At 65.8% G+C, this 12,300-nt stretch carries 8 protein-coding genes; 6 read left to right on the top strand and 2 right to left on the bottom strand.

Annotation, left to right across the window (positions count from 1 at the left end; all coding sequences use genetic code 11):
• Window positions 1-4 precede the first annotated feature (4 nt).
• Both BXY53_RS09665 and BXY53_RS09660 read right to left on the bottom strand, forming a co-directional pair.
• Window positions 5-619 (bottom strand): glutathione S-transferase family protein, encoded by a 615-nt coding sequence (locus tag BXY53_RS09665; RefSeq protein ID WP_119061604.1) that lies wholly within the window; start codon window positions 617-619, stop codon window positions 5-7.
• Window positions 620-624: 5 nt separating this feature from the next.
• Complete coding sequence (locus BXY53_RS09660) at window positions 625-3,651, bottom strand: FAD-binding and (Fe-S)-binding domain-containing protein (protein ID WP_119061603.1); 3,027 nt, start codon at window positions 3,649-3,651, stop codon at window positions 625-627.
• Between the two features lie 126 nt (window positions 3,652-3,777).
• On the opposite strand from BXY53_RS09660, the gene BXY53_RS09655 reads away from it, so the two are divergent.
• The 6 genes from BXY53_RS09655 (at window position 3,778) to accD (ending at window position 12,239) form a co-directional block, all read left to right on the top strand.
• Window positions 3,778-5,331 (top strand): bifunctional aminoglycoside phosphotransferase/ATP-binding protein, encoded by a 1,554-nt coding sequence (locus BXY53_RS09655; protein ID WP_119061602.1) that lies wholly within the window; start codon window positions 3,778-3,780, stop codon window positions 5,329-5,331.
• Between the two features lie 118 nt (window positions 5,332-5,449).
• Entirely contained in the window at window positions 5,450-6,592 is a 1,143-nt protein-coding gene (gene recA / locus BXY53_RS09650; RefSeq protein WP_119061601.1) for a recombinase RecA, read from the top strand.
• Between the two features lie 235 nt (window positions 6,593-6,827).
• Window positions 6,828-9,509 carry an alanine--tRNA ligase gene (alaS, locus tag BXY53_RS09645; RefSeq protein WP_119061600.1) on the top strand — a complete coding sequence of 894 codons (2,682 nt, stop codon included), beginning with the start codon at window positions 6,828-6,830 and terminating at the stop codon, window positions 9,507-9,509.
• A gap of 13 nt (window positions 9,510-9,522) precedes the next feature.
• Window positions 9,523-9,894 carry a DUF952 domain-containing protein gene (locus tag BXY53_RS09640; protein WP_119061599.1) on the top strand — a complete coding sequence of 124 codons (372 nt, stop codon included), beginning with the start codon at window positions 9,523-9,525 and terminating at the stop codon, window positions 9,892-9,894.
• A complete protein-coding gene (locus BXY53_RS09635; protein ID WP_119061598.1) occupies window positions 9,891-10,979 on the top strand; it encodes a quinone-dependent dihydroorotate dehydrogenase in 1,089 nt (362 codons plus the stop codon). The genes BXY53_RS09640 and BXY53_RS09635 overlap by 4 nt, the downstream gene beginning before the upstream one ends.
• Before the next feature lie 177 nt (window positions 10,980-11,156).
• Window positions 11,157-12,239: an acetyl-CoA carboxylase, carboxyltransferase subunit beta gene (accD, locus tag BXY53_RS09630; RefSeq protein WP_119061597.1), complete on the top strand. Its 1,083-nt coding sequence runs from the start codon at window positions 11,157-11,159 to the stop codon at window positions 12,237-12,239.
• The last annotated feature ends 61 nt before the right edge of the window (window positions 12,240-12,300 follow it).

Genomic DNA, 12,300 nt, shown 5'->3' with positions numbered 1-12,300 from the left:
GCGTTTAAACACCCGCGTTCAGGATCGGCCCCTGGAACGCCGGACGGGTCTTGAGCCGCTCATAATATGCCTCCAGAGCAGGGAGGTTGGGCCGCTGGATATCGAAGTAGTACCAGCGATGAACCATCATGCCGATGGCGCAATCCGCGATGGTCGGCTGCGCGCCCGCGACATAGGCGCCTGTCTTCTGCAACTGCGCGTCGAGGATGCTGCACGCCTTTGCGCTTTCCGCCTCGTGCTGGGGCATGCCTTCCGGGTCCGATCCGGGCTTCACATGCAGCGCGAAGAATATGCGCCGAACCGGCTCCTGAAGCTCGATGATCAGCCAGTCCATCCACTGGTCGACGATCGCGCGCGCGCGCAGATCGGCCGGATACCATTCGGGGCCATACTTCGCCGCGAGATAGCGCAGGATCGCATGACTCTCCCAGAGAATGAAACCGTCCTCGTCCATCACCGGGACCTTGGCATTGGGGTTCAGCGCCTTGAACTCCGGCGTGTCAGTCGGCGCATAGCCGCGGCCATAGTCGCGGCGATCAACTTCAAGCCCCAGCTCTTCAGCGAGCCAGAGGACCTTGCGCACGTTCGAGGAGTTGGCGCGCCCATAAATCGTGATCATTCTTCTTATTCCCCCTTCTGGCCGTTGGCGTCCGGCGCCGGGTTATTGGGGCTGTCTGCACGGAAATAGTCAAGCATGCGGTTGCGGCGGAGCGGGCCGCGACGGGCCGGAGTTTGCGGTTTGGCTTCCGGGCCACCGGCCGAGCGCGCGAGATTCAGGATGATGGCGAGATGATGCACGCTACGGCCGAGGCCATCGGCGATCTGGTGGCGGCAGGAAAAGCCGTTGGCGATCAGGAGGGCGTCGCGTTCGCTTTGCCGGATCGCCGGGAACAGGGCGAGTTCGGCCATGTCGATGGACGCATCGAGGTTCTCGGAAAGATAGCCGAAGGCGCCGGCCATGCCGCAGCAGCCGGAATCGATCGCCGCCGACTCCAGGCCGGGCACCTGCGACAGCGCCGTGTGCATGGCGTCCATGCCGCCGAGCGCCTTCTGATGGCAGTGCCCATGGATCAGCGCCTTCGCCTCGATCGGGCTGGCGGACAGCGCCCAGCGCCCGGCCGCCATCTCGCGAGCGATATATTCTTCGAGAAGCCAGGAACTCCCGCTCAGCCGCTTGCCCGGATCGCCGAGTCCCAAGTCGCGGTATTCGTCGCGGAAGGTGAGCAGGCAGGCCGGCTCCAGCCCGATCACCGGCACGCCGCGCTCCACGAAGCGCGCGGCCGTCTGGACGGTGCGCCGCGCCTCGGCCCGCGCCTCGTCGACCAGCCCGCTCGCCAGGAAGGTGCGCCCGCAGCACAGTGGCCGTTTGTCGCCGGCACGGAGGATGTGCACGCGCCGCCCGGCCGCCGTCAGTACCTCTACGGCTGCGCGCAGATTGCCCGGCTCGAACCAGGTGTTGAAGGTGTCGGCGAACAGCGCGACCTCCTGGCCGTCTTCCGGGCCCGCCGGCTCGTTCGTCAGGAAGGGCCGCGCGCTCCACTGCGGCAGGCGGCGATGCGCGGAAAACCCCAGCGCCATGTCCGAAAGCATGGCGAGCGAGGGCACGAAATCCCGCGCGTTCAGCGCCCACCAAAAGCGGCGCGCGTATGGTGCATAGCGTGGCAGATAGGCGGTCAGCTGCTCGCGCAGGGGCAGGCCGTGGCGCTTGTGCGCAGCGTTCAGCACTTCGGTTTTCATCTTGGCGATGTCGACGCTGGCCGGGCATTCGCTCTTGCACGCCTTGCAGGAGACGCAGAGCTTCATCGTCTCCAGCATCTCGGGCGCCGTGAACCCATCCGGGCCAAGTTGGCCCGAGATCGCCAAGCGCAGCGTGTTGGCGCGTCCGCGCGGGCTGTCGCGTTCATTGCGCGTGACGCGGTAGGAGGGGCACATCGCGCCCTCGCTGAGCTTGCGGCAGGCGCCGTTGCCATCGCAGGCTTCGACGGCGGGTTGAAAGCCGCCCGGCCATTCAAGGGCGGTCTCAATCGGCGGCACGCGGTAGTCCGGGCTATAGCGGAACAGCATCCGGTCATCCATGCGCGGTGCGCCGGTGATCTTGCCGGGATTGAGCCGGCCATCGGGGTCGAACAGTGCCTTGACCTCGCGGAAGACTCGGCTCGCCTTGCGCCCGAACATCGTCGCGTGAAACTCGGAGCGCGCCAGCCCGTCGCCATAGCTGGCCGCGTGCGTGCCGCCATAGCGGCGCACCAGTGCGAAGGTCTCCTCGGCCAAGCGGCGCATGGTCTTGACGTCGCCTGCGCGTTTGAGGTTGAGGCCGGGGCGCATATGCAGGCAGCCGGCCCCTGCATGGCCGTACAGGCTGGTCTCGATGCCGTAACGTGCCAGCATCGTGGTCACGTCCTCGGCATAGTCCGCCAGATGGTCGAGCGGCACCGCGCAGTCGTCGATAAAGGATACCGGCTGGCCCGCGCCGCTGCCTGCCATCAAGAGGTTCAGTGCCTGGTCGCGCACATGCCAGATCGCGCTTTGCACCTCCGCCCCGACGGCCTCGACGACCGCATGGCGATGGCCAAGCTCGGCCATGAGCTCGTCCAACTCTTTGAGCTTGCGGATATTCTCCATGCGGACATCGCCCATGAACTCGACCAGCAGGATTGCGCCCGGCTCGCCGCGGATGAATCGGCGCAGGATCGGCGAAAGCCGCGTGTTGCCGTTGGCAAGCTCGAGAAGGCTCTGGTCCATCAGTTCGATGGCCGTTGGTTGCAGCTTGACGAGGTAGGGAACGGCCTCCAGCCCCGCGCGTAGGTCGGGGAAGTGGCAGACGCCCAGCGCGCGATTCTTGGGCAGCGGCGCGAGCTTCAGCTCGATCCGTTTCGACAGCGCCAGCGTGCCTTCCGAGCCGACGAGCAGTTCCGCCATGTTGTGCGGCTGGCGGTCGGGCAGGAGCGCATCGAGGTTGTAGCCCGCGGCGCGCTGCGGCAGGTCGGGAAAGACCCGCCTGATCATCTCCTCGTGCTGCTCACCCATTTCCAGAAGCGTGAGCACCCCGTCATCGAAGGCGCCAGGCGCCTCTGGGTCGGGGAAGTCCTCGGGCAACTCGCCAAAGACGGCTTCGGCGCCGTCCGCGAGGATCGCGTCGATCGCGGACACGTTCTCGCGCATCCCGCCATAGCGCAGGGCGCGCGGCCCCCTGGCGCCGGTGGCCGTCATGCCGCCAAGGGTGGCGCGGCCACCGCTGGCAATATCGACCGGGAACCAGACGCCCTCGGGCGCAAGCTGGCGGTTGAGTGCCTCCAGCGTGATGCCGGGCTGCACGGCACAGGTCATCGCGCCGAGATCGTGAAACAGCAGCTTGTTCAGGTATTTGGAGCAGTCGATGAGCAGCCCTTCGCCGACCGTCTGCCCGGCCGTTGCGGTGCCACCCCCGCGGGCGGTGAGGGCGACGCCTTCTTCCGCCGCTATGCCCGCGATCGCAAGCAGGTCATGCTCGGTGCGCGGCGCGACCACGCCGAGCGGGAACACCTGATAGATGGATGCATCGGTGGCGTACCGCCCGCGGTCGAAGCGGTCGAAAAGAACCTCGCCCTCGATCTCGCTGCGCAGCCGGTCGGCCAGACGGCCCCGCGCGGCATCATTCAATAATGGCGGCATCTGCTGTAGGGTCGGTCCTGCGCAGGCACGAGGCGCGCGTTTGCGGGACGGGCCGATTCGCAGGCCCGGCGGTCACGCGCGCAGAAAATCGCGCAATTCTCAAACACGTGAAAGGCCCCGTCGCGAATGAATTTGCATAGCCACGAGGACGACCTTCCGTCCTGGGAGGAGATCACGGCATTCATGGGCAAGCCGGAGAACCACGCCGAGCAGCCCGAAACGGTGGAGTGCATCGAGACCCATATCTCGCTGATTTTTCTGGCCGGTGATGTGGCGTACAAGATCAAGAAGCCAGTCGTCTTTCCTTTTCTCGACTATTCCACGCCGGAAGCACGCCGCCGCGCCTGCATCAACGAGGTTCAGCTCAACCGGCGCACCGCACCCGACCTGTATCTCGGGGTGGTCCCCATCACTTACGACAAGACGCGCGGCCTGGAGATCGGCGGCAGCGGAGAAGTGCTGGAATGGGCGGTGAAAATGCGCCGTTTTCCTGAGGGTGCCCTCTATTCCGAGTTGGCGGCCGCTGGCCGACTCGGAGCGGAAGACTATGCCGAACTCGCGCGCGCGGTCCACACCTTTCACGACGAGGCGGCCAGGCGCATCGAGTCGGGGATGGCTGTACAGGCGCTGTCGCGGCTGATCGCAGAGAACGATGAAGCCTTCGCCACCTATCCGGATACGTTTCCGCCTGACGACGTGCGGCGGCTGCGCATGGAACTGGAGGCACGTCTGGCGGAGTTGACGCCGCTGTTGGAGAAACGCGCCCGCGGCGGCTTCGTCCGCCATTGCCACGGCGACCTGCATCTGCGTAATGTTGTAAGGATAGATGGTCATCCCGTGCTGTTCGACGCCGTGGAGTTTGATGACGCGATCGCCACGGTGGATGTGCTGGATGATCTGGCGTTCCTGCTCATGGACCTGATCGCGCGCGACGCCCTGCAGGGCGCGAATGTCGTGCTGAACGCTTATCTCTCGGCCGACAATGATATGCGCAACCTTGAGGGGCTGGCCGCGCTGCCAATATACTTGTCGACGCGCGCGGGCATCCGGGCCAAGGCTGCGGCCTATCAGGCGCAGAGCGAGGAGGCGCGGCGCTATTTCGATCTGGCCCGCAGTTTCATGGATCGGTCCGCCCCGGCGCTCATCGCTATCGGCGGGCTGTCCGGAACGGGCAAATCGACGCTGGCGCGCAGTATGGCGCCCGGGATCGGTGCGGCGCCCGGGGCGGTGATCCTGCGCAGCGATATTGAACGCAAGCGCCTGTTCGCCGCCGCAACCACGGAGCGGCTGCCCGAGAGCGCTTATACCGCGCAGGTGACGGAAACGGTTTACCGCACGCTGGCGAAGAAGGCCCGCGCTGCGCTCCGCGCCGGGCACAGCGTCATTCTTGATGCGGTCCATGGCCAGCAATTCGAGCGCGAAGCTGCCCGCGCCATAGCCGAGGAGGCAAGCGTGGAATTTGTGGGCATGTGGCTGACCGCCCCGGAGGAGACGTTGGTGGAGCGGGTCGAATCGCGCGAGTCTGACGCTTCGGACGCGGGCGCGGCAGTAGTGCGCAAGCAGCTTGGCTTTGATCCCGGTGAAATCGCCTGGGCGCGGATTGACGCTTCGGGCACGCCGGAAGAGGTGTGGGACAGTGCCAGAGCTCTGCTGCGCAAGCATGGTTTACGCGATTCGTGATCTTTGAACTATTCTTGCCACGCCTTGCGTGATGTGGAATAAATCGGCGAGACGATAAATCGGGCTGGGCCGGGATTGTCGTAGCCGCGCGCAACTGGGCTATTGGGAGAGCCGGTTAATGGTCAAAGAACGGGACATGGACAAGCAGAAGGCGCTGGATGCCGCGCTGAGCCAGATCGAGCGCAGTTTCGGCAAGGGCTCCATCATGCGCCTTGGCAAGGCCGATCAGGTGGTCGAGGTCGAGGCGATCCCCACGGGCTCGCTGGGGCTTGATATCGCGCTGGGTGTCGGTGGGCTGCCGCGTGGGCGCGTGATCGAGATTTTCGGCCCGGAATCCTCTGGCAAGACGACGCTGGCGCTGCATGTCGTCGCCGAGGCGCAGAAGAAGGGCGGCGTGTGCGGCTTCGTCGATGCGGAACATGCGCTCGACCCTGTTTATGCGCGCAAGCTCGGCATCAATCTGGATGATCTCCTGATCTCCCAGCCGGATACGGGCGAGCAGGCGCTGGAAATCGCCGATACGCTGGTGCGCTCCGGCGCGCTTGACGTTCTGGTGGTCGACTCGGTCGCCGCGCTGACCCCGAAGGCCGAGCTGGAAGGCGAGATGGGCGATTCCCTGCCGGGCCTGCAGGCGCGGCTGATGAGCCAGGCGCTGCGCAAGCTCACCGCCTCGATCTCGCGCTCGCACACCATGGTTATCTTCATCAACCAGATCCGCATGAAGATCGGCGTGATGTTCGGCAACCCCGAGACGACGACCGGCGGTAACGCGCTGAAATTCTATTCTTCGGTGCGTCTGGACATCCGCCGGATCGGCCAGATCAAGGAGCGCGACGAGGTCGTCGGCAACCAGACCCGCGTGAAGGTCGTCAAGAACAAGGTTGCCCCGCCGTTCAAGCAGGTCGAGTTCGACATCATGTATGGTGAAGGCGTCTCCAAGGTCGGCGAGCTGATCGACCTGGGCGTGAAGGCCGGCGTGGTCGAGAAATCCGGCTCCTGGTACTCACACGACAGCCAGCGCATCGGCCAGGGGCGGGAAAACGCCAAGAATTTCCTGAAGGACAACCCGGATGTCGCCGACGCCATCGAGAGGGCCATACGGCAGAATGCGGGCCTGATTGCCGAGCACATCCTTGATGAAGGCGGCGAGGACGAGGCTCCGGACAACGCAGGCGCATCCAACGGTGCGGCGGCGTCTGATGGCGGCAAAGGTTCCGGACGCAATGGCGCGTCGGCTTCCGGCGGCCGCACTGGAAGCTGATCCCGGCGCGCCTCGGCACATTTCTGGCGCTTAATTGACGAAAACGAGGCCGGCGCGGCATCGGCTGCTTGTCGCGCCGGCCCGGACCGTTTACATCATCACTGAAAATAAACAGCTTCTATCTTGCGGTGCAGTGGTGTGCGGGCAGGCGCTCAAGCGCTTGATCTTCATAACCTATGGGGCCGGCAGGCTCCCGGTCCGACACGGCGCATCCTGAACGAAACAAACGGAAGTCATGGCTCGCGTTAACGATATACGTTCGACATTTCTGGATTTCTTCGCCAAGCGCGATCACGAGATCGTGCCGTCCAGCCCGCTCGTGCCGCGCAATGACCCTACGTTGATGTTCACGAACGCGGGCATGGTCCAGTTCAAGAACGTGTTCACCGGTGCGGAAACCCGGCCCTATAACCGTGCGGTCACGTCGCAGAAATGCGTCCGCGCCGGCGGCAAGCATAACGACCTCGACAATGTCGGCTACACCGCGCGGCACCACACCTTCTTCGAGATGCTGGGGAACTTTTCCTTCGGCGATTATTTCAAGGATGTGGCGATCGAGCTGGCCTGGGAGCTGGTCACCAAGGAATTCGGCCTCGCCCCGAAGCGCCTGCTGGTGACGGTATACGCGGAAGACGACTACGCGGCCGACTGCTGGAAGAAGATCGCCGGCCTCCCCGATTCCAAGATCCTGCGTATCGCGTCGTCGGACAACTTCTGGGCGATGGGCGAGACCGGTCCCTGCGGCCCATGCTCGGAAATCTTCTTCGATCACGGCGAACACATTCCCGGCGGCCCGCCTGGCAGCCCGGACGAGGATGGCGACCGCTTTATCGAGATCTGGAACCTGGTCTTCATGCAGTATGACCAGGTGACGCCGGACAAGCGCGTGGAGCTGCCGCATCCCAGCATCGACACCGGCATGGGGCTGGAGCGGATCGCGGCGGTGCTGCAGGGCACGCACGACAACTACCATACGGACCTGTTCCAGACGCTGATCAAGGCGTCCGAGGAGGTCACGGGCGTCCCGGCGCGCGGCGAGAAGGAGGTCAGCCACCGCGTCATCGCGGACCACCTGCGCGCGACGAGTTTCCTGATCGCCGACGGTGTCCTGCCATCGAACGAGGGCCGGGGCTATGTCCTGCGCCGCATCATGCGCCGCGCGATGCGCCATGCCCACATGCTGGGCGCGCGCGAGCCGGTCATTTACAAGCTCGTCTCCGTACTCGCGCGCGAGATGGGTCAGGCTTACCCCGAACTGCACCGCGCAGAGGCGCTGATCACCGAGACGCTGAAGCTGGAAGAAGGCCGCTTCATGCGCACGCTCGACCGGGGCATGCAGCTTCTGCGGGAGGAGACGAGCAGCCTGACCTCGGGCGACACGCTGTCGGGCGAGACGGCGTTCAAGCTCTACGACACGTACGGTTTTCCGCTCGACCTGACGCAGGATGCGCTCAAGACGCGTGGCATCGCGGTTGATACTGACGGTTTCCAGGCGGCGATGGAGCGCCAGAAGGCCGAGGCGCGCAAGGCCTGGGCCGGTTCGGGCGAGGCGGCGACAGACAAGGTCTGGTTCGACCTGCACGAAGAACTCGGCGCCACCGAATTCCTCGGCTACGGCACCGAGCGCGCGGAGGGCGAGATCACCGCGCTCATCAAGAACGGCAAGCGGGTCAAGCAGCTTCGCAAGGGCGACAGCGGCGTCGTTATCACCAACCAGACGCCATTCTATGGCGAGGCCGGCGGCCAGGTCGGCGACAAGGGCCAGGTCATCAACACCAAGGGCGCGACACTGCGCGTGGATGACACTCAGAAGAAGCTGGGCGATCTGATCTGTCATTACGGCGTGGTCGAGCGTGGCCCGCTGCGCGTGGGCGACCAGGTGCATCTGTATGTCGATCAGCAGCGGCGCGCGGCCACGCGGCGCAGCCACTCCGCGACGCATCTGATCCACCAGGCGCTGCGGCTGGTGCTGGGCGATCACGTCGCGCAGAAGGGCTCGCTCGTGGAGCCGGGCCGGCTCCGCTTCGACTTCTCGCACCCCAAGCCGATTACCGACGAGGAACTCCGGCAGATCGAGGACATCGCCAACGCGATCGTGCTTCAGAACGACGCGGTCACGACGCGGCTGATGAGCGTTGATGAGGCGATCGAGCAAGGCGCGCTGGCTCTGTTCGGCGAGAAGTACGGCGAGGAGGTGCGCGTTGTCGCCATGGGCCGTGCTGAGGGCGACCGCGAAGAAAAGCCGTTCTCCATCGAGTTGTGCGGCGGCACGCATGTGGCGCGCACCGGCGATATCGGCCTGATCGCGATCGTCAGCGAGAGCGCGGTCTCCGCAGGCGTCCGGCGTATCGAGGCGCTGACGGGTGACGCGGCGCGGGCCTATCTGCGCGAGCGGGACCGCGAGGTGCGCGAGGCCGCGGAGGTCCTGAAGACCCAACCCGATGAAATCCTTGAGCGCATCCAGAACCTGGTCGAGGAGCGCCGGAAGCTCAGCCGCGAACTGGCCGAGGCGCGCAAGAAGCTGGCGCTCGGTGGCGCGGCCGCCGGCGCGAATGGCAGCGGTGCCGTGCGCGAGGTCGGCCGCGTGAAGATGCTGGGCCGCACCGTGGAGGGCATCCCCCCCAAGGAACTGCGCGGGCTGGTCGATGACGGCAAGCGCCAGATCGGCTCCGGGGTCGTCGCGATCGTTGGCAAGGGCGAGGACGGCAAGGCCGGGCTGGTCGTTGGCGTCACCGACGATCTGACGGACGAATATGATGCCGTGGAGCTGGTCCGCGCGGGCGCCGAGGCGCTCGGCGGCAAGGGCGGCGGCGGCCGGCGCGACATGGCCCAGGCGGGCGGCCCGGACGGGTCGCGCGCGGATGAAGCGCTCGATGCGATCGAAAAGCGGCTGAAGCAGGAGACCGTCGGGGCGTAAGCCGGAAAGGCCGATGAGCGAGATCATCTATAAGCTCATGAAGACCTACGCCTGGCGCGAGGCAGAAGCTGCAGGCGTATATCACGGCTCGGCCGACGATGAACGCGACGGTTTCATCCATTTCTCCACGGCGGATCAGCTTCCGGGGACGCTGGCGAAACATTTCGCGGGGCAGGAGGGATTGACGCTGGTTGCCGTCGATGCCGCCACGCTGGGCGACAAGCTGGTGTGGGAGCCGTCGCGGCGTGGCGATCTCTTCCCGCACCTTTATGACCCTCTGCCGACCGACGCAGTGCTCTGGACGAGAAGCCTGCCCCTCAATGCCGACGGCACGCACGAGCTGCCGTCCGATCTCCCGCGGAGGCGGGGCGGAGCCACACCGTGAAGTCGAGCGTCCTGCGTCTCGCTCAGGCCGGCCTTCTCACGCTTGATCCCGAGCGCGCCCATGACCTGACGCTGCGCGCGCTGGAGCGCGGGCTGTACCCGAAACCCGAACTGCCGCAAGATCGGCGCCTCGCGCAGGATCTGTTCGGCTGCCATTTCGCCAATCCCGTTGGCATGGCGGCGGGCTTCGACAAGGACGCGCGCGTCCTGCGTCCGTTGTTCGAACTGGGCTTCGGCTTCGTGGAGGTCGGGACAGTCACGCCCGAACCGCAGCCGGGCAACCCCCGCCCGCGCATTTTCCGGCTTATCCGTCAGCGGGGCGTCATCAACCGGCTGGGCTTCAACAGCCAAGGGCACGAAGCAGTCCGTGCGCGGCTGGCCCGCCAGCGGTTTCAGGGCGTGGTCGGCGTCAATATCGGGGCCAACAAGGAATCGGACAACTTCATCGCCGATTATGAAGCCGGGCTGCGCGCCTTTGCGGATTGCGCCGATTATTTCACGGTCAATGTCTCCTCACCCAACACGCCGGGCCTGCGTGCGCTGCAGACGCCTGACCGGCTGAATACGCTGCTTGAGCGGTTGACAGCCGTTCGTGTCGATCTGGCAGGGACCACACCCGCGCCGCCGTTGCTGGTCAAGCTCTCGCCTGACATCCCGGAGGACGAACTGCCAGAGGTCGTGCAAGCGGTCCTGGCACACGATGTCGCTGGCCTTATCCTGACCAACACGACGCTTTCGCGTCCGGACCTGGAGAGCGTCCCGCAAGCGAGCGAAACAGGCGGGCTTTCGGGCCGGCCGCTGTTCCCGCTGGCAACGCGTGTGCTGGCGCAGGTTTATGTGTTGAGCGAGGGCCGGCTGCCGCTCATCGGCGTCGGCGGCGTCGACTCCGCGGAGACCGCAGTGGCGAAGGTACAGGCGGGGGCGTCGCTGGTGCAGCTCTACTCTGGACTGATCTATGAAGGCGTCGGGCTGGTTGCAGAAATCCTGAACGGCCTGGCGGCGGCACTGGACAGGGCGGGCGCGGCCACGCTGGCTGATCTGCGGGGCACGCGGGCGCGGGAATGGGCGGCGGAGCCTCCGGCTTGACGACAGGCTGGGGCAGGCAGGGCCGAATCGCGGTGGACAGGGGCGCGCCCATCTGGCAAATCGACAGGCGTCGGCCTGTCGCGGCGACGTCACATTTCCCGCGCACCCGTCTGGATCGCGCGGCGCTCGTCGCTTAAATCATTAACAATTCGATCTGCGACGAAAGGCGAGAGTGCAGTGAACTGGATCAATAACGTTGTCCGGCCGAAGATCCGCGATTTCTGGCGAAAGCGCGAGATGCCGGACAATCTGTGGGTCAAGTGCCCTGACAGTGGGCAGATGATCTTCTATCGCGACCTGGAAGCCAACCAGTTCGTGGTGCCTGGCTCTGGCTATCACATGCGTATGGCTGCCCCGGCGCGCCTCGCCTCTCTTTTCGATGACGGCGAATACGAGAAGATCGAGCTGCCGGACGTCCCGGTCGACCCTCTGAAATTCCGCGACGAGCGTCGCTATACCGACCGACTTAAGGACGCGAGGACCAAGACCGGACAGCAGGACGCGGTGCTGGTGGGCGCCGGCACCCTGGATGGGCGGCCAGTCACGGCTGCGGTGCAGGATTTCAACTTCATGGGCGGCTCGCTTGGCATGGCCGCGGGCGAGGCGGTCCTGAAGGGCATGTTCACAGCGGTGGAGCGGGGTACGCCGTTCATCCTGTTCGCGGCTTCGGGCGGGGCGCGGATGCAGGAGGGCGTGCTCTCGCTCATGCAGATGCCGCGTACGACCGTGGGCGTCCAGCGGCTGAACGAGGCGCGGCTGCCCTACATCGTTGTGCTGACGCACCCGACGACCGGCGGCGTCACGGCGTCCTACGCCATGCTGGGCGACGTGCATCTGGCCGAGCCGGGGGCGCTGATCGGTTTTGCAGGGCCGCGCGTGATCGAGCAGACCATCCGCGAGAAGCTGCCGGAGGGGTTCCAGCGCGCGGAATATCTGCTGGAGCACGGCATGGTCGACAAGGTCGTGCATCGGCATCAGCTTCGCGCCACGATCAGTCGGATCTGCGCGCTTCTCATGGCGCAGCGCCAACACAAGCACGCGCAGCCGCAGCCGAGCGATGCGCCGCGCATCGGCCCACCGCTCAATGGTGCTGGCGCGGAAGAAGATGCAAGCGTGCCGCACGGCGCGAAGCCCAACGGCCGCACCGACGGCGATCACACCGACACCACCGACGCGGACGAAGCCGCGACGCCGCCGGCCAACGGCGAGGGCGCCGACAACGCGGTCAAGACGACGCGCGGGGACACGCATTTGTCGTGACCGGCGCTTTACGCCCGCGCCCCGATCTGCGAAGTTGCGCCCCGTTCCGGCGCGGACCGCT

The sequence above is a fragment of the Dichotomicrobium thermohalophilum genome, from assembly GCF_003550175.1.
Lineage (GTDB): Bacteria > Pseudomonadota > Alphaproteobacteria > Rhizobiales > Rhodomicrobiaceae > Dichotomicrobium > Dichotomicrobium thermohalophilum.
Note: the sequence above shows the minus strand (reverse complement) of the source record. Positions and strands in the feature narration are given on the sequence as shown.